Origin of the sequence: Sorangium sp. So ce145, from assembly GCF_051525985.1 — a bacterium.
GTDB lineage: Bacteria > Myxococcota_A > Polyangia > Polyangiales > Polyangiaceae > Sorangium > Sorangium cellulosum_B.
Genome location: NZ_CP150315.1, coordinates 3,241,449 through 3,261,826, shown reverse-complemented (window position 1 = coordinate 3,261,826; position 20,378 = coordinate 3,241,449). Strand labels below are relative to the sequence as shown.

Genomic DNA, 20,378 nt, shown 5'->3' with positions numbered 1-20,378 from the left:
CCGAACGGCCGCTGAGCCCACGATGCTAGACCGTTTCGCGGAGCCGAGCGGGCCAATCGTGCGCCGGCCATGCGGAAGGCGCCGCCCCGGGCTTGCCCGAGGCCGGCGCGCCTTCTGTAAGGGCCGGCGCTAGACTTGCTTCCCCTGCTGTTTGGCCTGCTCGCGCGCCTGCGCGATGAGACCGCGCAGCCTACCATCGTTCCCTGCGAGCTCGGCGGCGCGCTCGAGCTCGCCGGCCGCGCTCTTCGCGAGCCCCGCGGCCGCGTACGACAGCGCGAGCGTGATCCGGTACTCCACCGAGGTTGGCACGAGCTCCACCGCCCGCCGCGCAAACTCGACCGCCCGCCGCGAGCTCTCCCCGGCCTGGAGCGTCGCGTGCGCGACCCGCTCGTGCGCGCCGGCGTCGTCCGGGCGGCCGTTGCACACCTTCACGTAGCTCAGCGCCGCCTCGACCCAGCGGCCGTTCTGTGCCTCGTACTCGGCCTGCTTGAGGTACCCGTCCGCCAGCGCCACCGCCGCGAGGCGCTCCACCTCGGCCGACGCGCTCTGGAGCTCGGCGTCCTCCGGAGCCAGCGACGCGGCGATCCGGTACGCGTTGGCCGCGCTCGCGAACTCGCTCCGCTCGAGCGCGGCCCGAGCCACGTCGGAGTACCGCGCGATCTGGCTCCGGAGCGCCTCGTTGCGGGCGTTCTCGTAACGCGCCTTGAGCGCCTCGACCGCCCGTATCGACTCCGGCGAACGCACGCCGGAAGCGGTCTTCGGCGGCGCCGCAGCGGCGCCTGCCGCCGCAGCTGGCGCGACGGCCGTTCCAGGCGCAGCGGTCACCGCGGCCGGCGGGGTAGCCGCCCGAGGCGCAGCGGTCACCGCGGCCGGCGGGGTAGCCGCCCGAGGCGCAGCGGTCACCGCGGCCGGCGGGGTAGCCGCCCCGGACGCGGCGGCCGTCGATGCAGAGGGCGCCCCTGGCGGAGCGCGCCGCAAGCCTCCGGTGAGCTTGCGCGCGAACGTCTCACGCCGGTCCTTGGCGGTGGGGGCAGGCGCGACAGGCGAGGCCGGCGCTGCGCTCCGCGCCGGCGCGCCTCCGTTGTCGGGCGAGCGTCCTCCCGCGGGCGGCTGCGCCGGCGACGGCTGAACCGGCGCGGCGACGCCGGAGGACACAGCGGACGCGCCCTGCTCTGCGGGCGCGCGCTCGGAGGAATAACGCCCGGGCGACGCGCCCATGTCGCGCGGATCGGCGAACGCGGCGCGCACCGTGGCGTCGACGGCGGTCGTTATCGTGGCGATGTCGCGCGGCGTCTGCTCGATCAGCGCCGCCATCGTCCGGTTCTTGTGGGTCTGCTCGAGGTACGCGTCGTACTCGGTGCGCCGCTGCTTCGACGTCAGCGTGTCGTGCGCCAGCGTGATGCGCGTGAAGATGGCCTCGATCTTCGGCTTGTACGAGCCGAGCTGCTTCCGGAAATAGGTGTCCGGATGGAACTCCGGCGCGAGCTGGTAGTAGGCGCTCTTGATCTGCTTCTTGTCCGCCTGATCCGCGACGCCGAGCAGCGCGTAATAGCTGAGATCCTCGAGGCGGTAGTAGAGGTCGAGGATCCGCCGCTTCCGGTCGGGGGCGAGCTCGACCGGCTCGTCGAGCTCGGCGGGATCGTAGAGCGGCAGGGACTCCATGTGCTGCAGCGCGTCCCGGCCGAGCGGGGCGGCCTCGGACCCGGACGGCATCGTCTTCTCCGGATCCACCGCGGCCGCGCGCCGCGCGGCGTCCCGCGGCGGAGGTTGTCCGGAGGGCTCCCCGTCCAGGAGGATCGCGCCGAGGTCGCGCAAGCGGCGCAGCACCTCGACGGTATCGCCGTGCGACATTCCCGTGATCAAGGACAGATCCCGATCCGTCAGGACGCCGTCGATGCGGGACAGGAGGAACGCCTCCGCGGGTTTCAGCGGGAGCGACTTGAGATCGTACCCGGGCTTCGGCCTTGGAACACGGAACGTCATCGGGTCGAGCGGCGGCCCCCTCCCGCTCGAGTCTAACGACGAACGCGCGCCCGTCGCAATTGCAGACCACGGCGAGCGCGCCCTTCAGCGCGGCTTTTCCCCGGGGCCCGTCAGGGCCTCGGTGATCACCCGGTCCTGGATCGAGATCGCCCGCTCCAGCAGCCCGACCGCCCGCGCGCGGGCCTGCGTCGCCGCCTCGCGATCCCCCTTCGCTTCGAGCGCCTTCGCGCGGCGCTCCTCGACCACGCCCGCGACCTCGTAGAGGTGGCCTTGATAATGAGAAGGCGCCGGCGCCAACCGGAGGCCCGCGTCGATGTCGCGCGCCGCGGCGTCGAACTCGCCGGCCTCGCCCCGGAGCTCCGCCAGCCGGGCGTACGTGTCCGCCGTCACCTCGGCGACCTCCGGCGGCGGCCCCGGCGGCCTCGGCGCGGCGATGATCCCCTCCAGGGCGCGGAGCGCAGCGGCGCGATCGCCCGCGCCGAGCGCGACGTCGGCGGCATGGTGCGCCGCGCGCGCCCTCGATAGGAAGGCGAGGAGCGTGGGATCGACGACCTGGGCCGGGGCGCACGTGCACGCCGGATCGCCCGGGCCCCCGGCAGCGCGCGCCCGCTCGTCGCCCGGGGCGCACCCGAGGTGCGCCGCCGCGAAGAGCCCCAGGCAGGCGGCGACGAGGCGCGGGCCCCGCATCAGCGCACCCCCCACGCCGCGTAGCGGTTCTGGCGCAGATCGGACGCGCGCGCGGCGGCGATGCGATCGATCCGCTCCGTCTGACCGCCCTCCCGCGGAAAGGGCGCGGCCGGATCGAAGAGCGCGGCCGTCGAGCGCGCCTCGATCAGCAGGGGCCGCGCGGCGAGCGCCGCGGCAGGAGCAGCGGCCGCGGGCGCGCGCGCGACGGAGGCGCGCTCCTCCCTGATCTGGCCGACGATCAGCGCCACGGCCGCCGCAGCCGCGGCGAGGGTCGACAGCGCCGCCATCGTCACCGGCGCGATGCGCCGGGGACCGCGCGCGAGCGAGGCGCGGAGGGCCTGGTCGATGAGCGCGCGCCCCGGGAGCTCCGGGAGCGCCGCCGGACGCCACGCGGCCCGGAGCGCGACAGCGAGCTCCGCGAGCTCGTCGCGCGCGTCGGGCGAGCCGAGCGCCCCCTCGCCGCCGGAGCCGCCGCCCCGCCCCGGCCCGCCGCCGGAAGCGGCGCGGGGCTCCAGCGCCTCCCGCAGGCGCTCGGCGGCGCGCAGCTCGGCCTTGGTCGGCGGCGCGCCCTCGTCGCCGAGCGCGCGCGCGAGCAGCGCCTCGTGGTCCGCCCTGTCGAGCCCGGCGGGGCGGGCCGCCGCCCTGAGCGCGTCCGCGAGCGGGACCTCGCCGCGATCGAGCGCCTCCGCGAGCGCGCGCGCCGCGCCCAGCTCGTCGTCGGACGCAGGCGCTACGGGCTCCGCGCCGGGCACGACGAGCGCGAGCCGCCGGCCGCGATCCGCGCCGGCGCGGCGCTCCAGGGGCCCGTCGCCGGTCGGCGGCGAGCGCGGATCCGAGGGCGGCCGCGGCTTCATCGCGCTCCTTCCTTGCGCTCCGCGCGCGGCGCGGCGAGCGCCTTCTTCAGCGCGGTCATGGCGCGGTGCAGGACGACATCGAACGTCGCCACGCTGACCCCGAGCGCGAGGGCCACCTCGTCGCGGGGCCGCTCGTCGAGCACCCGTAGCCGGATCGCCTCGGCGTAACGGGGGTTGAGGCGCCCGAGCGCGTCCTCGACGCGCGCCCGCGCGTCGGCGAGATCGCGCTTCTCGCAGAGCTCGGCCTCTCCGCGCGCGGTGAGGTCGGTCTCCGCGGCGTCGATCTCGCGCTGGAGATCCTCGGGCTCGAAGAGCGCCTCTCGGCGGCGCGCGCGGAGCATGTCGAGCGCGATGCGCAGCGCGATGACGCGGAGCCAGGGATAGATGCCGCAGCTCTGCCACTGGAACTGGTAGAACCGCTCGATCACGCGCGCGTACGTCTCGGCCAGAGCGTCCTGCGCGGCCGCGTCGGAGCCGAGGCGGGGCAACAGCACCGCGCGGTACAGCGCTGGCCCGTACTTGCGGAGCAGCTGCCCGAGCGCGAGGCGATCGCCCTGCGCCGCGCGCTCGCACAGCAGGCGCTCCGCCTCGAGATCGGGCCTCGCTGCTGCCACCGCCGTCACAGCGGCGACGATACCCGGACGCAGAACGGAGCGCACCGGTGTCCGCCTCGCGCCCCTCTCGGGCCGGCGCGCCCCGCGGGGAAGGAGCGCCCGCGCGCCGCCGGCGAGCCGCCGCGCGCCCCCCGCGAGGAGGGCGCGCGGCGGCTCGCCGGCGACAGGCGGAACCGAGCGCGGGAGGGCCACGGCATTCACCCCTCGACAACGGCCCAAACCCGTGGACCTTACGGCCAGGAGCCGCCACATTGTGCCGGCCTCCACGCCGAGCGTCCGGCGTGAAAGGAGCCCAGGTGACCCTCGATACAGCGTTCAGGTCCCCCCCACACCCCGGCGCCGGGCAGCGCTTCGGGGCCGCCCTGTGACGGCGGGGCCGTCCAGCGAACGGAGGCGCGCGCTGCACTGCGCGCGCTGCGGCGCCCTCAACGGCGGCGACTTCAGCCGCTGCATCCGCTGCGGCGCGCCGCTCCTCGCGCCTCCCGCCCATGCCGCGCCCACCCGAGGACGCCTCGACGGGCGAAGCCTGCTCGCGACCAAGATCCTGGGCGGGCTCACGGCGTTCGTGTTCGTCGGCCAGCTGATGGCCGCGCACTCCCGCGATCTCGGCCTCCTCTCGGCGTGGGACATGTCGAGCTACCTCCGCTTCGGCGCGCTCCTCCTCGCGCCCGGCGTGCCCTTCGAGCCGTTCCGGCTGCTCTCCGCGGTCTTCGTCCACATGGGCGTCCTCCACTTCGGCATGAACATGGTGACGCTCGGCATGCTCGCCCGCGCCGCCGAGCCCGCCGTCGGCTCGGCGCGGTTCGCGATCGCGTACGTGCTCACGGGCCTGTTCGGCTTCTGCGCGAGCGCCGCATGGAACCTCTTCGTGCAGCCCGAGGTCGTGTGCACCGCGGGCGCGAGCGGCGCCGTGTTCGGCGTGATGGGCCTCCTGCTCGGCTGGCTGCTCCGCCGCCGCGACCCGCGATGGAAGGACCTCGCGCTCCAGGCCGTGTTCTACATCGTCCTCTTCGGCTTCGTCGTGAACGCGTCGAGCACGGGCGTCCGCATCAACAACGCCGCGCACATCGGGGGCCTTGTGAGCGGCGCGCTGCTCGGGCTGACCTACGCGGGCCCCGCGCGGGGCCGGTACGAGGGCGTGATGAACGCCGGCGCGCTCGCCAGCGTGCTCGCCTGCCTCGCCGCGCTCGCGCTCGCCCAGCGCTCGCCGGTCTGGCGCGCCGTGGAATCGCTCGACGGGAACGCGCGGCAGGAGGCGCCCGGGCCCGTGCTGCACGGCCAAGCCGGTGGGTTTCCCGAAAACGCGCTCGAGGCGCTCGGCCCTCGACCGGCGGGCTCGCTCGTGCCGGGGGCTCCTGACGCGACGTGACGCTGATTGCGGCGCACGGCTCGAACGTCTAAGCGCCATCCTCGCATTCACGTGGGGGCGGGCCAATCCGTCCGTTCCCTCTCAGGAGACGTCATGGTCCGAACCTCGTCGCACATCGCCTCGTGCGTGCTTGCCGCGTCTCTCCTCAGCGGCTGCCATGTCACCATCCAGAGCGGCAACACGCCGGCAGAGGCCTCGCCGCCGCCCCCGCCGCCCGCCAAGAAGACCTCCCAGTCGCGCAAGCCGGCCAAGCCCGACCCGGAGCCCGAGCGGCGCAGGACCCCGAAGTGGCGCTTGCCCACGAACAACGCGCCGCGCATCACCGCCCCGAACGCGTTCGGCAACGGGGAGGGCGGCGCCTTCCGGGGGCTCGCGTACGTGATCCCCGAGAACACCCAGAAGCTCCCGACCTTCGACGGGCTCGTGCCGTTCGCGGTGCTGTACACGGACAAGTTCGAGGTGAAGTCGCAGGACTTCTCCGGCGGCTTCCCGGGCGCGCTCACGCAGAACGAGTGGTTCGCGATCCGGTTCGAGGGCGAGTTCAAGGCGCCCCAGGAAGGCGTGTTCCAGCTCAGGCTCACCTCGGATGACGGCGCGGTCCTCTACATCGACGACAAGCGCGTGCTCGCGAACGACGGCGTCCACAGCGCGAAGACCGTGGACGGCGAGGCCCGCCTCACGGAGGGGACGCACCGGCTGCGGCTCGATTACTTCCAGGCGCAGCGGGGCCAGGTCGCGCTCATGCTCCAGATCGGCCAGAAGGACAAGTTCGAGCCACTCGTCGGCCTCCGCTGACGGCGCGCCGCGCCGGCCGCGCCTCCGGTGCCCCGCCCTGGCGGGCACGCGGGGCGCGCGGCCGGCTTTCATGTGCCCGCGCACACCCCGGCGCTCTCGTTCGCCTTTTCGTGTATCGTCGCCGCCGCCCATGGCGTCGGTGAACCCACTGTCGCGCGAGCTCGTCTTCAAGATCGTCTATTACGGGCCCGGCCTGGGCGGCAAGACGACCACGCTGGAGTACTTGCACGCCACGGCGAAGCCCGAGTACCGCGGCAAGCTCGTCTCCCTCGCGACGCCCGTCGATCGAACGCTCTACTTCGACTTCTTGCCGGTCCGGCTCCCGCAGCTGCGCGGGATGAACGTGAGGCTCCAGCTCTTCACGGTGCCAGGGCAGGTCTACTTCAACGCGACCCGGAAGCTGGTGCTCACGGGCGCTGACGGCATCGTGTTCGTCAGCGATTCGCAGGCCGTTCGCGCCGACGCCAACATGGAGAGCATGGAGAACCTGCGCGAGAACCTCGCCGAGCAGGGGCGGGCGCTGGAGCACGTCCCGCACATTTTCCAGCACAACAAGCGCGATTTGCCCGATTTGCTGCCGCTCTCGGAGCTCGACGCGATGTTGAACCCGTCCCGCGTCTTCTCGCTGGCCACGTCGGCGAAGACGGGGCTCGGCCTCTACGAGGGGCTCGAGGAGATCAGCGCCGCGGTCCTGCGCGCCTTCGAGAGCCGCCTGCCCGACGCGATGGGGAGCGGGCTGGCCGGGTTCGACGCGATCGAGGGCGGGCTCGCCACCGCCCTGCGCGACGCGTCGCCGCCGCCGTCGGCGCCGCTCGACGCGGTGATCTCGCGGCTAGCGCCGCCCAGCAAGCCGTGGTCGACGATGCCACCGGACTCGACGATCGGCGATCCGAGCGAGGGCGCCGCCGCGCCCGGCGCGACCGCATCACCTGGCGGCGAGCTCGCGCCGCGCAGCGCCGGCGTCAGGGATCCGGTGAGCCGCGGGCTCCCTCCGTCGCTGCGGATCGCCGCCCGGAGGCTGGTCGCGCCGGCGGACGCCCCGGCGACAGCGCGCGCGGACGGCCCGTCCGCGGAGACGAGGCACCTCGCCCAGCCGGGCCTCTCGTTCGTCGCGCTCTGGCCGACCGCCGAGCGGGAGGCGATCGCGGAGATCGAGGCGACGATCGCCGCGGAGCGGTATGCGGTCGCGCTCGAGCGCTGCGACGCGCTCGTCGCGGGGATCTTCGACAAAGCGGCGGAGCTCGCGGGCTCGAGCGGCACGGCGCGCGACCCGGCGACGGTGCCGGCGCTGCTCGGCCTGGACGGGCGCCGCTACCTCGGCTTTCGCGCCGTGGTCCGCAGAGCGCGCGCCGGCGGCGAGATCACCGAGCGCGACGCGCTCAAGGCCTTCGCGTTCGTCATCGAGGCGCGGCTCGCAGAGAGCGCGATTTGACGCGAGCCGCACGGCGGGAGCACGCCCGCCGCGCCGTCACAGGCGATCGAGCGAGGCGACGCCGGAGTAGCGGCGCATCGACACGCTCATGAGCAGCGAGATCGCCACCATCACCGTGGTCACGCTCGATCCGCCGTACGAGAACAGGGGCAGCCCGACGCCGACGACCGGCAGAACGCCCGAGGTCATGCCGAGGTTGATGACCGCGTGCCAGAAGATGATCGCCGCGCAGCCGACGCCGAGCACCGCGCCGAAGCGGTCCTTCGCCATCGACGCGATGCGGATCCCCCACACGACCAGGAACGCATAGAGGCACACGAGCACCACGCCCCCGACGAACCCCCACTCCTCGGCGAAGACAGGGAACGGGAAGTCGGAGAACTGATCCGGCAGGAAGAGGAACTGGTTCTGCGTGCCCCGGAGGTACCCGTTGCCGAACAGCCCGCCGTTGCCGATCGCCACGCGCGAATGGTGGGCGTGCCAGCCGCGGTGCAGGAGGTCCTCCTCGGGGTGGAGGAACACGAGCACGCGCGCGCGCTGGTAGTCGAGCAGCACGTACTCCCAGATGATCGGGATCGCCACCGCGATGGACACGACGAACAGCGCGGCGCTCCTCCACCGCACGCGCGTGACCGCCGCGATCGTCAGGAACACGAACACGAGGATGGTCGCCGTCCCGAGATCGGGCTGCTTGAGCACGAGGAGCGCGGGGACCGCCGTCAGCGCCGCCGGGATCGCCAGATCGCGGAGGGTGCGGCCCTCGTTGCGCGGATCGTCGTGCAGGAACTTCGCCAGCGCGATCACCAGGAACACCTTCATGAACTCGCTGGGCTGGAACCGGAACGCGCCGAACTCGATCCACCGGGCGGAGCCGCGCACGTCGCGCGCGAGCACGAAGACCAGCGCCAGCGAGAAGACGCCGAACGTGTAGAGCACGTAGCCGAGGCGCTCGAGGTGCCGGTAGTCGAGCGCGATCAGCACGCCGCCGATGATGCCGCCCACGAACAGCCAGTACACCTGGCTGATGTAGAGCTCCGCGCGCGCGCCGGAGTAGACGCTCGTCGCGCTGTAGAGGTTGACGACGCCGAGCACCGCGATGGCCACCGCGGCGATGAAGAGCGGCCAGTCGAAATGATCGCGATCGCGCGAAGAGAGAGAGTCACCCCGGATCATGGCGCGCGCCCCGACGCGGCGGGCGCGCGGCCCGCGCTGCTCTTGCCCGCGCGCGGCCCCTCGTTCGGGCCGCCGCGGCGCTCCTTCGCGAGCTCCTGGTACGCGCGGACGACCTCGAAGGCGACCGGCGCCGCGTGCTTGCCGCCCGTGCCGCCGTGCTCGACGAGCACGACAACGGCGACCTCGGGCGAGCGCGCCGGCGCGTAGCCGGCGAACCAGGCGTGCTCGCGGTTGAAGTACCAGACCCGCTCGGCCTCGACGCCGCGGGTGAGCCGGTGCGAGACCTGCGCGGTCCCCGTCTTGCCCGCCATCTCCACGCCCGCGACGCGCGCCTTGAACGCCGTGCCGCCCTCCTCGTTCACGCCGGCGACCATCGCCCGGTGCACGAGGGAGAGGTTCTCCGGCCGGATGTCGATCTGGCGGCGCACGCGCGGCGTGAACTCCTGGACGACGGTGCCGGCGCTCGTCTCGACGGCCCGCACGATCTGCGGCTGGTACAGGGTACCGCCGTTCGCGAGCGCCGCGTACGCGAGCGCGAGCTGGAGCACCGTCACCGTCGTCGCGCCCTGGCCGATCGCCGCGTTCAGGCCGAACCCGAGACGGAACTGGCCCTTGTTCCGGAGCGTCATCCACGCCCGGGTGGGCATCCTGCCCCCCGCCTCGGCGTTGATACCGAGCCCCGTCCGCGCGCCGAGCCCGTAGCGCTGGCCCATCTCCGCGATGACGTCCATGCCGACGCCGTACTCCGCCGCGAGCCGGTAGAAGTAGACGTTGCACGACTCGGCGATCGCCTGCTGCATCGCGACCGGCCCGTGCACGTGCGTGCACCGGAAGGTGCGCTTGCCGAACGTCAGCGCGCCCCGGCACCGCGAGGACTGGCGGGGATCGATGAGCCCCTTCTCGAGCGCCGCCAGCGCGGTGAACGGCTTGAACGTCGAGCCGGGCGGGTACGCACCGGACAGCGTCTTGTCGAGCGCGGGCTTCAGCGGATCGGAGTAGAGCCGCCGGAACGCGTCGCGGATGACCTGCTTCCCCGAGCCGCCGGAGAGCGCGTTCGGGTTGTAGCCGGGCTTCGAGTACAGCCCGAGGATCCGCCCGGTGCGCACGTCGATGACCGCGACGCCGCCGGCGAGCTCTCCGCGCATCGCCTTGTCGATCGCCTTCTGGATGTCGGCGTCGAGCGTCAGCCGGAGATCGCGGCCGGGGATCGGGTCCACCCGCCGCGGCTCCTCGATGATCCCGTCGCCGCCCGTCCTGCGCCGCCCCCTGGCGTCGACGAGCACCTTCTCCCAGCCGCGCGTGCCGCGCAGGTAGCTCTCCCAGGCGCGCTCGATGCCGGTGACGCCGATGCGATCGCCCTCGATGTACCCGATGCTGCGGAGCGACGCGAGCCGCTCGGCGTCCACCTCGGCCATGTAGCCGAGGACGTGCGAGCCGACCTCCTCGTACGGGTAGTAGCGCACCGGGACGGGCACCACGTCGACCCCCGGCAGCTCGGCGTCGTGCGTCGCCAAGGTCGCCACGGCGTCGCGCGAGATGTCCTCCTTGAGCAGGATCTGCTGGTTCTTGCGCGGGCCCTCGTCGGCGCGGATCGAGGTGATCAGCGCCTCCAGCCGCGCGCGCTCCTCGATCCCGATGCCGAGGTACTCGACGAGCTTCGGCCAGATCGTCTCCATGTCGAGGCGCCGCGGGACGACGTAGACGTTGTACGACGGCCGGCTCGCCGCGAGCACCTTGCCGTTCTTGTCCCGGATGATCCCGCGCGTGGTCGCGAGCGTCACGCGCCGAACGATGTTCTCGCGAGCGATGGCCTTGTTCTCGTCGACCTCGAGGATCTGCAGGTAGAACAGGCGCCCGAGGAGCACCATGAATCCGACGACCATCCCGAGCGCGATCCACCGGAAGCGCCGGCGGAACTCGCTCACGTCGGAGCGCTGGACGAGCAGGCTCACCGCGGGCTCTCCCCTGGCCGCGGGACGTTGATCGTCGCCTGGTGCACGCGCTCGGCCAGCCGGAAGACGAACGGCGCGAACAGCGCCGTCGAGATGGCGTGCGGCGCGACGAGCCGGGCGAGCGCGCGGGTGCGCGCCGCGTCGCCCCCGAAGATGGCGGTGAGGATCACGATGAGCACCCCCTCGACGAGGCCGAAGACGAAGGCCAGCGCGATCTTCGTGAGGAGCGTCTGCGCGGCGAGCCGCACGCCGGCCGCCCGCGAGACGACGAAGGTCGCGACGGTGATGAAGGTGAACAGGCCGACCGGCGCGCCGGTGAAGAGATCGAGCAGGTACCCGAGCAGGAACGCGAGCGCGGCGCCCCGCGCGATCGAGTACTCGTGCACCCCCATGAACACGACGAGCGGGAGGAGCAGGCTCGGCGTGGAGCCCGGGATGTTCAGCTTGCCGATGAGCCGGAACAGGTTCGACTGAAGGATCAGCAGGGCGGCCCCCATCGCCAGGAACGCGGAGTTTCTCATCGCGTCACCTCCGCTGCGCCTGGGGGGGCGTCTCCTCCGGAGGCGTCGTCGTCACGATGAGCACCTCCTCCAGCCGGGAGAAATCGACCGCCGGCGCGACGTACACCTGCTGGTAGATGCCGAAGTCGCGGCGGACGACCTGCGTCACGGTCCCGACCGGGATCCCCTTCGGGAAACGCCGGCCGACGCCGCTCGTCACGAGCAGGTCGCCGACCTCGATCTCGTCGGTGCGCTGCACGTACTCGACGCTGCAGGAGTACTTGCTCTCGTCGCCCGTGCCGCGGACGAAGCCGCGCGCGCCGGTGCGCTCGACCACCACGTCGACGCCGCTGCCCCCGTCGACGACGAGCCGCACGTCGACCGTGTCGCCGGCGCTCTTCAGCGTGGTGCCGACGACGCCGTCCGCGGAGAGGACCGGCAAGTTGGAGCCGATGTCCCGCGCCTCGCGATCGAGCGTGACGCGGACCACCCGGAAGAAATCGTTGGTGCTCTTGCCGACGACCTGCGCGCTCACCACGTCGGTCCGGAGGCTCTGGCGCAGGTCGAGCAGCCTGCGCAGGCGGCGGTTCTCTTCCTCGAGCGCCTCGAGCTTCCGCACGCGCTCCCGGAGGCGGGCGATCTGCGAGGCCTGCCTGGCGTTGTCTTCCTTGACGTCGACCAGGTAGATGTAGTCGCCCCAGAGGTTCGAGAGCCCGCGCGCCAGCGTCGCGGCCGCGTACTGGATCGGCGCCGCGATGCTGATGATGATCCGGTCGGCCCCCGTGTTCTGCTTGGGGTCGCGCATGCTCGCGCGCAGGAACCAGAACGGCACCGCGAGCGCCAACAGCACGATCACGAAGTCGCGGTAGCGTTTGAGGTTCACCGTGGCTCCCGGACCCAGGTAGTACGAGGCGCCCCGCGAGGCCACCCCTCTCGACGCCGCGCGCTGCGCCCACCCCGGCGCGGGGCGGCTCGCCGCGCGCCGCAAACACCCCCGCCGGCGTGCTCACGGGCGGGACACGAAGACGACCCTCAGCTGATCGTGACCTCTTTCAAGAGCTCGAGGTGATCCAGCGCCTTGCCGCTGCCGAGCACCACGGCGCTGATCGGGTCGTCGCACACCATCACGGGCAACCCCGTCTCCTCGCGGAGGAGCACGTCGAGGTTCTTGAGGAGCGACCCCCCGCCGGTGAGCACGATGCCCTTGTCGACGATGTCGGCCGCCAGCTCGGGCGGCGTGCGCTCCAGCGCGATGAGCACGGCGTCCACGATGGCGTTGGTCGGCTCGCTCAGCGAGTCGCGGATCTCGTCGGAGTTGACGATGACCGTCTTGGGGATGCCCGCGACCATGTCGCGCCCCTTGACCTCCATCGTGAGCTGCTGTTCCAGCGGGTACGCGTTGCCGATCGTGATCTTGATGCGCTCCGCGGTCTGCTCGCCGATGGCCATGTTGTACTTGCGCTTCATGTAGGCCATGATCGACTCGTCCATCTTGTCGCCACCGACGCGCACGCTCTGCGAGTAGACGATGCCGGCGAGGGAGATCACGGCGACCTCGGTCGTGCCGCCGCCGATGTCGACGACCATGTTGCCGCTCGGCTCGGTGATCGGCAGCCCGGCGCCGATCGCGGCCGCCATGGGCTCTTCGATGAGGTAGACCTCGCGCGCGCCAGCGCCCTCGGCGCTCTCCTTCACCGCCCGCTTCTCGACCTCGGTGATGCCGAACGGGACGCAGATGATGATGCGCGGCTTGACGAGCGTGCGGCGGTTGTGCGCGCGCGCGATGAAGTACCGGAGCATCGCCTCGGTGATCTCGAAGTCGGCGATGACGCCGTCGCGCAGCGGTCGCACCGCCTGGATGTTGCCGGGGGTGCGACCGAGCATCTCCTTCGCCTCGCGGCCGACGGCGAGCACCTTCTTGCCGCCGCGAGCATCGCGCTGGACGGCGACCACCGAGGGCTCGCAGGACACGATCCCCTTGCCCTTCACGTAGATGAGGGTGGTTGCGGTGCCGAGATCGATCGCGAGATCGTTCGAGAACAGGCCGTAGAGCCAGTCGAAGATCATCGCTTCGCCCTAGAAAGGAAAAAGGTTAAACCGAGCACCGCGGAGGACGCAGCAGCCCGACCAGGCGCCCGCTTGCGCGGGCCCTGCGGCAGCGGCCAGCGGTGCAGCGTGGCCTAGCCCTTCGAGATCTTGCCTTCTTTGTGCTCGGTGTGCTTGCGCTCGGTCGGGCAGAACTTCTTGATGACGAACTTGTCCGTCATCGTCCGCTTGTTCTTCGTCGTGTGGTAGTTCGCGCGGCCGCAGTTGCCGCACGTCAGCTTGATGATGTCGCGCATCGGAGGTCTCCGAAGACAGGGCCGACCTGTTTCCACAGGCGGCCCTGGTTGAACCTAGGCACGGGCAGCACGGGAGCGCTAGCACCGCAACCGGCGGGGGCACCAGGGGACGTGGGCCGGATCAGCGACGCCCGACCGCCCGTCTGGAGGGCGCTACCCTACGAGAAACGATGCAGTTGTCAACCGGGAGCGCTCATTCGTCGTCCCAGTCGTCACCGCCGCGGCCGCGATCCCAGTTCTTGTTGTTGCTGCGCCGGCCACCACCACCTGCGCCACCACCGCCGCCGGGAGGACCGTCCCCGTCGTGACCGCCGCGCCGCCGGCGATCATCGAAGGTCTTGCGCGCAGGCGGCGGAGGAGCTCCGCCGCCGCCACCACCACCACCGAAGCCGCCGCCGCCGCCGAAGCCACCGCCGCCACCGCCGACGAAGCCGCCGCCACCACCGCCGAAGCCGCCGCCACCGCCGCCGAAGCCGCCCGGGCGGTCCTCGCGCGCCGGCCGCTCACCCTTCGGGTGAGCGAGGTTGACGACGAGCCGCCGACCGCGCACGTCCACGCCGCGCAGGGCATCGATCGCGGCGCGCGCCGCCTCGGCGCTCGCCATCGTCACGAAGCCGAACCCGCGCTTGCGACCGTCAGGATCCATGGGGAGGTGGACCCGCACCACCGGACCGGCGCCGGTCGAGCCGATGAGCCCCTCGACTTCCTCGACGCTCGCGTCGTAGGGGAGATTGCCAACGTAGAGGGTGCGATCGGGCGCTGCAGCCGGCCCGCCGCCGCCCATACCGCCACCGCCGCCAGGGCCACCTGGGCCGCCGCCAGGGCCGCCGCCGGGGCCCATCGGGCGCCCCTCGCGCCGCGGCGGCTCGGCCTGGAAGGGGCGGACCGAGATGGACTTGCCGCCCTGAAATGAACCGTCGAGCGACTCGCGCGCGGCGTTGGCTTCGCCGGTCGTCGAGAGTGTGACGAAGCCGAACCCGCGCGGACGACCCGTCGCGCGATCTTTCGGAAGACTGACCTCGACGACGTTGCCGCCGGTGGCCTCGAAGAGCTGCCGCAAAACGTCTTCGGTGATGGAGTCGGGCAAGCCCGCCACGAACAACTTACGCGAATCTTCAGCCATTGTAGAAAAACCTGGGGTTGGCCCCTGCGTTCCCTCTTATTTGGTCCACTCGCTCCGTGATCGATGTCGATGACGCGGAGCCTTTCGCGAGCGCGCCTCTCGATCGCCCCTCCCGCCCCTCCGTCGGCGGAAGGAGCGACCGAGCTCAATCGAGCGAAGGTCGGCGGGCCGACCCTCTGGTGCAAACTCCACCCCACGATATCTGGCGCCCCTGGCGCGTCAAGGGACCCGCCACGGGCGGGCGAGCCAAATGAAGGCCAGGAAGGAGCCGTCCCGGGCCCCTCCGCGCCTTCACCCTGCCTTCACCCCTCACGCGAGCGCCGGTCCAGGCGACCAGGGACCCCGCAGCGCGCGCTCCGTCACAGGCGGGTGTCGCCAGGCCGGCGCTCGGGAAATCCGGCGCTCGGGAGGGCCGAGCGGCCCAGCGCCGCCCGGCGAATGAGCGCATCGCGCGGCGTGGATCCGCCCGAAACCCGGAACGACCGGTCCAAGGCGCCCATACGCGGGATCACCTCTCGGCCCGGGCGCGGGAGGCCCGAGGCGCCTCGGCCTCATCGTCCTCGTCGGACGGATCGTCGTCCGCGACGCGCGAAGCGCCGTCCAGCGGGCTCGCCCCGGCGCTCGACGGCTCGCCGCGCGCCGCCATGCGCAGGAAATAGAGCCCCACCGCGAACAGACCGAAGCATGCCCACTGCGCGGGGGTGAGACCGGCATAACGCGGATCGCCGCCGACGACCGTGCCCTCCCGCTCGCGCAGGAAATCGAGCGCGAACCGCACCGGCGCGTACGCGGTGCACATGATCCCGGTGTAGAAACCGAGCGGACGATGGGGGTTCCGGCGCCAGAGCACCGCGAACGCGATCGCGAGCGGGATCGCGAGCACACACTCATATAGACCGAGATCGAACCGGCCGACATGTCCCGTCCCGAGCGGGTATTGGACCGCGAACCATGCGTCGGAAATACGGCCCGGATGATCGTGGACCGACGCGCAGCCCGCGCGCCCGAAGACCCACGCGAGCGGAAACGCGCTGTTGACGACCTCGCAGTAGGGCATGATCCGCTCGCGCCGATAGAAGCGCCACGCGAAGGCGCCGATCAGCGCGCCGGTGAAGCCGCCGAAGCTCGACAGGCCGTCCCAGAGCGCGAAGAGGTAGAGAGGATCTCGGGCGACCCGCTGCGGGTGATAGAAGATCGCGTCGAGGACGTGCCCACCGATGAACCCGGCCGCCACGACCCAGAAGATGAACTCGCTCATCTTCTTCTCGTCGAGGCGCCGCTCGCGCGCGTGCCGCGTGGCAACCACGGCGCCGATGTAGACGCCGAGCGCCACGAGCGTGCCGAACGGCTTGATCGAGGGCGGCTTCGCCGGATCGATGAGCTGCCCCACGAGCGGGATGTGCTCCAGGAAAGCGAGCGGGATCTCGGGGAGCTCGATGTAAGGGATCAGAGGGCCTGACACGTCGCTCCCCTAGCGCAGCGACGAGGCGAAAGCCATCCGCCGTCGATGACGTCGGAGCGACAAGGCCGCGGCGGGGGCGCGCTCAGCGCGGCGGGGGCGCCAGGGACGCAGCGAGGCCGCCTTCGCCCGGTCGAGCGCCGCGCCGCCGCGCGGCGAGGCCACCGCGCCCGCGCGAAGCCCGCCGCGACGCCGCGCCGGTGTCGTCAAGAGTTCGCCAACCGCGGGGGACAGGCGTAAACCTGCCGCATGAGCCGCTCCCCCGTGCGCGTCGCCACGCTGACGCTCAGTGACACCCGCACCCTCGACGATGACGAGGGCGGACAGCTCCTCGGCGAGCTCCTGAAGCGCGCCGGCTTCTCCGTGACCTCCCACGCCGTCCTCCGCGAGGAGCCCGAGCTGCTGCGAGCGGCGATCGTTCAGATCGCGGACGCAGGCTCGGCCGACGCGGTCGTCACGACGGGCGGGACCGGGATCGCCCCGCGCGACCGGACCCTCGAGGCGCTCGCGCCGCTCTTCGAGAAGACGCTCGACGGCTTCGGCGAGGCGTTCCGGCGCCTGAGCTGGGACGCGATCGGGCCGAACGCCATCCTGTCGCGCGCCGCGGCGGGCGTCGCGCGAGGGCTCGTGGTGATCGCGCTGCCCGGCAGCCCGAAGGCGGTGGAGCTCGCCGTCACGCAGATCATCGGCCCGGTCCTCGCGCACGCGGTCACGCTCGCGTCAGGCAAGGGCGGCCACCACCACCGGCCCCCGCAGCCCGCGCAGGGCGAGGAGCAGCGCGGATGATCCCCTTCGAAGAGGCGCTCGATCGGCTGCTCGCGACCGCTGCCCCGGTCGGCCCCGAGCGGGTGTCGCTCGACGACGCGGCTGGGCGCGTGCTCGCCGAGGACATCGCGGCCGCCGACGCGATGCCCGCCTTCGACTACAGTGCGATGGACGGCTACGCCATCGCCTCGGCCGACCTCGCGGGCAGCGGGCCCTTCAGGCTGCTCGTCCGCGGCGAGAGCGCCGCCGGCCGCCCGCTGCCGGCGCTCCACCCGGGCACGGCGTGTCGGATCTTCACCGGCGCGCGGCTGCCGCCCGGCGCCGACGCGATCGCGCCGCAGGAGGACGCCGCGCGCAGCGGCGACGAGATCACCCTGCAGGAAGCGCCGCGGGCGGGCGCCTGGGTGCGCCGCCGGGGCGCGGACCTCGCGGAGGGCGCCGTCCCGCTGCGCAGAGGAGCGCGGCTCACCCCGGGGAAAGTCGCGCTCGCGGCCGCGCTCGATCGCCCGAGCGTCCTCGTCGCGCGCCGCCCCGTGGTCACGGTGATGTGCTCCGGCGACGAGCTGCGCGCGCCCGGCTCGCCTGGCCCCGCGGGCACGATCGCGGAGTCGAACAGCTACTTCATCGCCGCGACAGCGCGCGCCGCGGGCGCTGCGGTCCGCATCGCGCCGTTCGTCCCCGACGACGCGGCGCGCGCCGCCGAGGCGGTGTCGACGGCGCTGCGCGGGTCCGATCTCGTGGTGACCGTCGGCGGCGTGAGCGTCGGCGACCACGACATCGTCCGCCCCGCGCTCGAGGCAGCCGGCGTGTCGCTCGATTTCTGGCGCGTCGCCATCAAGCCGGGCAAGCCGCTCGCGGTGGGGCGCGCCGAGCTCTCGCGGTGCGGCGTCGTCCACGTGCTCGGGCTGCCAGGCAATCCGGCGTCGGCCTCGCTCACGTTCGTCCTCTTCGGCGTGCCGCTGCTCCGCGCGCTCCAGGGCGACGCGGCGCCGCGGCCGCCCCGCGTGATCGTCCGCGCGGACAGCGCGCTCAGGCGCCAGCCCGGTCGCGCCGAGTTCCTCCGCACCCGCCTCGACGCCTCGAGCGGCGAGCTCGTCGCCCGCATCGCCACGAACCAGGCGTCGGGCGCCGTCACGAGCTTCGCCGAGGCCGACGCGCTCGTCCTCGTGCCCGCCCATCGGGAGCGCATCGACGAGGGCGATCGCCTCGAGGCCATCCGCCTCGCGGAGATCTGACCGCGCGCCGCGCAATGCCGCGCGCTCCCCACGGCGCGCGGCATTGCCTCCAGCGCGCGGGATTGCCACGCGGCCGGCGAATTTACGTCACGACCCCGCGCTCGATCACGCCGCGCTCGGGCGGAGGGCTCACCTTGACCCTCGCGCGGGGGCGCCGGAAGATGGCGGAGCGATGCTCATCCTCGGGATCAACGCCTACCACGGCGATGCGTCGGCCGCCCTGCTCGTCGACGGCCAGCTCGTCGCGGCGGCGGAGGAGGAGCGGTTCAGCAGGATCAAGCACTGCGCGGGCTTCCCGCGGCTGGCGGTCGAGTACTGCCTCGGCGCCGCGGGCGCGCGGGTCGAGGACATCGATCACATCGCGATCAGCCGCGACACGAGGGCGCACCTCGGCGACAAGCTCCTCTACGCGCTGACGCGGCGCTCGCCGGCGGGGCTCCTCAAGGGCTCGCTCGGCGCGAGCGACCCGAAGGTGCACCTCGGCGCCGCGCTCGGCGTCGACCCGAAGCGCATCCGCGCCGCGTCGCACAACGTCGAGCACCACCGGGCGCACCTCGCGTCCGCGTTCTTCCCCTCGGGCTTCGACGAGGCGGCGGTCCTGTCCATCGACGCCTTCGGCGACTTCGTCAGCACGATGTGGGCGCGCGGCCGCGGCAACAAGCTGGAGATCCTCCGGCACGTCGGCTTCCCCCACTCGCTCGGGCTGTTCTACTCGGGCCTGACGCAGTACCTCGGCTTCCCCAAGTTCGGCGACGAGTACAAGGTCATGGGGCTGTCGGCCTACGGCCAGCCGGATCTGCTCGACAAGCTCCGGCAGGTGGTGCGCGTCAAGGACGGGGCGTTCGAGCTCGGGCTGGAGTACTTCCAGCACCACACGAAGGGCATCGCGATGACCTGGGAGGGCGAGCCCCGCTACGGCCCCATCCACTCCGAGCGCCTGATCGACCTGCTCGGCCCCGCCCGCAGCCCGAAGAGCCCGATGGAAGATCGCTTCATGGCGGTCGCCGCCTCGACGCAAGCGGCGTTCGAGGAGGTCTACTTCGAGCTGCTCGCGACGGCGAAGCACCTCACCGGCTCGCCGCGCCTCGCCCTCGCGGGCGGCTGCGCCTACAACAGCGTGGCCGCCGGGAAGATCCGCCCGAAGGGGCTGTTCGACGACGTCTTCATCCAGCCCGCGGCCGGCGACGCGGGCACGTCGTTCGGCGCGGCGCTCTACGTCCACCACCACAAGCTCGACAACCCGCGCGGCTTCCAGCAGACGCACAGCTACTTCGGCCCGGCCTTCTCGCAGGAGACCATCGACGAGCTGCTCCGGAAGGAGCAGGTCGCGTTCGAGACCCTCCCCGACGAGGACCTGATCCCCCGCGTCGCCAGGGCGATCAGCGAGGGCAAGGTGGTCGGCTGGTTCCAGGGGCGGATGGAGTACGGCCCGCGCGCGCTCGGCAACCGCAGCATCCTCTGCGACCCGCGGCGGCCGGACATCAAGGACGCGATGAACGAGCGGATCAAGCGCCGCGAGATGTTCCGCCCCTTCGCGCCGGCGCTGCCCCTCGAGCGCGTCGGCGACTACTTCGAGCAGACCTCGCCGGACCCGTTCATGGTCAAGGTCTACAAGATCAAGCCCGAGCGCCGCGCCGAGATCCCCGCCGTGACCCACGTCGACGGCACGGGGCGCCTCCAGACGGTGACCGCCCAGGAGAACCCGCGCTACCACGCGCTCCTCAGCGAGTTCGGCCGGCAGACGGGCACGCCCGTCCTCCTGAACACCTCCTTCAACGCCAGCGAGCCGATCGTTTGCACCCCAAAGGAAGCGCTCGACTGCTTCCTCCGGACCAAGATGGACGTGCTCGTGCTCGAGCGGGCCTACCTCGAGCGCGCGCCGGCCCTCTAGGCAGACCGCGCGGGCTCCTGGCAGGCCACGAAATGCCCGCCGGAAGCGGCCGTGGAGGCTCGGCCGAAAGTTCGTGGTTGACGTGGAGCGGGGGGACGGCAAATGGGCGTCCCCGGCATGTGGAAGAACGGGACGCCGGGCGCCCTGCCCCACCTCGACGGAGCGCCGGAGCAACCGGTTCCGACGACCGGGGGTGCTTGGACG

The 20,378-nt window shown here is 72.6% G+C and carries 18 protein-coding genes; 6 read left to right on the top strand and 12 right to left on the bottom strand.

Going from position 1 to position 20,378, the window contains the following annotated elements:
• Window positions 1-129: 129 nt before the first annotated feature.
• From WMF34_RS12545 to WMF34_RS12530, 4 genes are all read right to left on the bottom strand, one after another.
• Window positions 130-1,983: a DnaJ domain-containing protein gene (locus tag WMF34_RS12545; RefSeq protein WP_437993436.1), complete on the bottom strand. Its 1,854-nt coding sequence runs from the start codon at window positions 1,981-1,983 to the stop codon at window positions 130-132.
• A gap of 84 nt (window positions 1,984-2,067) precedes the next feature.
• Window positions 2,068-2,670 (bottom strand): hypothetical protein, encoded by a 603-nt coding sequence (locus WMF34_RS12540; RefSeq protein WP_437993435.1) that lies wholly within the window; start codon window positions 2,668-2,670, stop codon window positions 2,068-2,070.
• On the bottom strand, window positions 2,670-3,524 hold the full coding sequence (locus WMF34_RS12535) for a hypothetical protein (RefSeq protein ID WP_437993434.1): 855 nt from the start codon (window positions 3,522-3,524) through the stop codon (window positions 2,670-2,672). The genes WMF34_RS12540 and WMF34_RS12535 overlap by 1 nt, the downstream gene beginning before the upstream one ends.
• Window positions 3,521-4,183, bottom strand: a complete 663-nt coding sequence (locus WMF34_RS12530; protein ID WP_272103245.1) for an RNA polymerase sigma factor — start codon at window positions 4,181-4,183, stop codon at window positions 3,521-3,523. The genes WMF34_RS12535 and WMF34_RS12530 overlap by 4 nt, the downstream gene beginning before the upstream one ends.
• A gap of 319 nt (window positions 4,184-4,502) precedes the next feature.
• Here WMF34_RS12530 and WMF34_RS12525 point away from each other — a divergent pair, with 319 nt between their 5' ends.
• The 3 genes from WMF34_RS12525 to WMF34_RS12515 all read left to right on the top strand — a co-directional run bounded on the left by WMF34_RS12525 (window position 4,503) and on the right by WMF34_RS12515 (window position 7,734).
• On the top strand, window positions 4,503-5,507 hold the full coding sequence (locus WMF34_RS12525) for a rhomboid family intramembrane serine protease (RefSeq protein ID WP_012235047.1): 1,005 nt from the start codon (window positions 4,503-4,505) through the stop codon (window positions 5,505-5,507).
• Window positions 5,508-5,600: 93 nt separating this feature from the next.
• Complete coding sequence (locus tag WMF34_RS12520) at window positions 5,601-6,302, top strand: PA14 domain-containing protein (protein WP_012235046.1); 702 nt, start codon at window positions 5,601-5,603, stop codon at window positions 6,300-6,302.
• 130 nt (window positions 6,303-6,432) lie between these two features.
• Window positions 6,433-7,734, top strand: coding sequence for a GTPase domain-containing protein (locus tag WMF34_RS12515; protein ID WP_012235045.1), 1,302 nt, complete (start codon window positions 6,433-6,435; stop codon window positions 7,732-7,734).
• 36 nt (window positions 7,735-7,770) lie between these two features.
• Here the strand turns inward: WMF34_RS12515 and rodA are convergent, their stop codons facing one another.
• The 8 genes from rodA to WMF34_RS12475 all read right to left on the bottom strand — a co-directional run bounded on the left by rodA (window position 7,771) and on the right by WMF34_RS12475 (window position 16,286).
• Window positions 7,771-8,907, bottom strand: a complete 1,137-nt coding sequence (gene rodA / locus WMF34_RS12510) for a rod shape-determining protein RodA (RefSeq protein WP_012235044.1) — start codon at window positions 8,905-8,907, stop codon at window positions 7,771-7,773.
• Window positions 8,904-10,859, bottom strand: a complete 1,956-nt coding sequence (mrdA, locus tag WMF34_RS12505) for a penicillin-binding protein 2 (RefSeq protein ID WP_012235043.1) — start codon at window positions 10,857-10,859, stop codon at window positions 8,904-8,906. The genes rodA and mrdA overlap by 4 nt, the downstream gene beginning before the upstream one ends.
• Complete coding sequence (locus WMF34_RS12500; RefSeq protein ID WP_012235042.1) at window positions 10,856-11,380, bottom strand: hypothetical protein; 525 nt, start codon at window positions 11,378-11,380, stop codon at window positions 10,856-10,858. The genes mrdA and WMF34_RS12500 overlap by 4 nt, the downstream gene beginning before the upstream one ends.
• A gap of 4 nt (window positions 11,381-11,384) precedes the next feature.
• Window positions 11,385-12,242, bottom strand: coding sequence for a rod shape-determining protein MreC (gene mreC, locus WMF34_RS12495; protein WP_012235041.1), 858 nt, complete (start codon window positions 12,240-12,242; stop codon window positions 11,385-11,387).
• Window positions 12,243-12,391: 149 nt separating this feature from the next.
• Entirely contained in the window at window positions 12,392-13,426 is a 1,035-nt protein-coding gene (locus WMF34_RS12490; RefSeq protein WP_012235040.1) for a rod shape-determining protein, read from the bottom strand.
• A gap of 113 nt (window positions 13,427-13,539) precedes the next feature.
• Window positions 13,540-13,701, bottom strand: a complete 162-nt coding sequence (rpmG, locus tag WMF34_RS12485; RefSeq protein WP_012235039.1) for a 50S ribosomal protein L33 — start codon at window positions 13,699-13,701, stop codon at window positions 13,540-13,542.
• A gap of 193 nt (window positions 13,702-13,894) precedes the next feature.
• Window positions 13,895-14,824 carry an RNA recognition motif domain-containing protein gene (locus tag WMF34_RS12480; protein ID WP_012235038.1) on the bottom strand — a complete coding sequence of 310 codons (930 nt, stop codon included), beginning with the start codon at window positions 14,822-14,824 and terminating at the stop codon, window positions 13,895-13,897.
• A 508-nt stretch (window positions 14,825-15,332) separates the two neighbouring features.
• Entirely contained in the window at window positions 15,333-16,286 is a 954-nt protein-coding gene (locus WMF34_RS12475) for a prolipoprotein diacylglyceryl transferase (RefSeq protein ID WP_012235037.1), read from the bottom strand.
• Between the two features lie 246 nt (window positions 16,287-16,532).
• On the opposite strand from WMF34_RS12475, the gene WMF34_RS12470 reads away from it, so the two are divergent.
• The 3 genes from WMF34_RS12470 to WMF34_RS12460 all read left to right on the top strand — a co-directional run bounded on the left by WMF34_RS12470 (window position 16,533) and on the right by WMF34_RS12460 (window position 20,174).
• Window positions 16,533-17,069 carry a MogA/MoaB family molybdenum cofactor biosynthesis protein gene (locus WMF34_RS12470; protein ID WP_012235035.1) on the top strand — a complete coding sequence of 179 codons (537 nt, stop codon included), beginning with the start codon at window positions 16,533-16,535 and terminating at the stop codon, window positions 17,067-17,069.
• Complete coding sequence (locus WMF34_RS12465; RefSeq protein WP_012235034.1) at window positions 17,066-18,283, top strand: molybdopterin molybdotransferase MoeA; 1,218 nt, start codon at window positions 17,066-17,068, stop codon at window positions 18,281-18,283. Before WMF34_RS12470 ends, WMF34_RS12465 begins: the two co-directional genes overlap by 4 nt.
• 172 nt (window positions 18,284-18,455) lie before the next feature.
• Window positions 18,456-20,174: a carbamoyltransferase family protein gene (locus WMF34_RS12460; protein ID WP_012235033.1), complete on the top strand. Its 1,719-nt coding sequence runs from the start codon at window positions 18,456-18,458 to the stop codon at window positions 20,172-20,174.
• The last annotated feature ends 204 nt before the right edge of the window (window positions 20,175-20,378 follow it).

What these genes read in the sequence shown, in the direction of transcription:
- rodA (WP_012235044.1), bottom strand. Translation starts at nt 8,907, where the DNA reads ATGATCCGGGGTGACTCTCTCTCTTCGCGCGATCGCGATCATTTCGAC.
- WMF34_RS12480 (WP_012235038.1), bottom strand. Translation starts at nt 14,824, where the DNA reads ATGGCTGAAGATTCGCGTAAGTTGTTCGTGGCGGGCTTGCCCGACTCC.
- WMF34_RS12470 (WP_012235035.1), top strand. Translation starts at nt 16,533, where the DNA reads ATGAGCCGCTCCCCCGTGCGCGTCGCCACGCTGACGCTCAGTGACACC.
- WMF34_RS12465 (WP_012235034.1), top strand. Translation starts at nt 17,066, where the DNA reads ATGATCCCCTTCGAAGAGGCGCTCGATCGGCTGCTCGCGACCGCTGCC.
- WMF34_RS12460 (WP_012235033.1), top strand. Translation starts at nt 18,456, where the DNA reads ATGCTCATCCTCGGGATCAACGCCTACCACGGCGATGCGTCGGCCGCC.
- rpmG (WP_012235039.1), bottom strand. Translation starts at nt 13,701, where the DNA reads ATGCGCGACATCATCAAGCTGACGTGCGGCAACTGCGGCCGCGCGAAC.
- WMF34_RS12540 (WP_437993435.1), bottom strand. Translation starts at nt 2,670, where the DNA reads ATGCGGGGCCCGCGCCTCGTCGCCGCCTGCCTGGGGCTCTTCGCGGCG.
- WMF34_RS12535 (WP_437993434.1), bottom strand. Translation starts at nt 3,524, where the DNA reads ATGAAGCCGCGGCCGCCCTCGGATCCGCGCTCGCCGCCGACCGGCGAC.
- WMF34_RS12545 (WP_437993436.1), bottom strand. Translation starts at nt 1,983, where the DNA reads ATGACGTTCCGTGTTCCAAGGCCGAAGCCCGGGTACGATCTCAAGTCG.
- WMF34_RS12490 (WP_012235040.1), bottom strand. Translation starts at nt 13,426, where the DNA reads ATGATCTTCGACTGGCTCTACGGCCTGTTCTCGAACGATCTCGCGATC.
- WMF34_RS12500 (WP_012235042.1), bottom strand. Translation starts at nt 11,380, where the DNA reads ATGAGAAACTCCGCGTTCCTGGCGATGGGGGCCGCCCTGCTGATCCTT.
- WMF34_RS12515 (WP_012235045.1), top strand. Translation starts at nt 6,433, where the DNA reads ATGGCGTCGGTGAACCCACTGTCGCGCGAGCTCGTCTTCAAGATCGTC.
- WMF34_RS12520 (WP_012235046.1), top strand. Translation starts at nt 5,601, where the DNA reads ATGGTCCGAACCTCGTCGCACATCGCCTCGTGCGTGCTTGCCGCGTCT.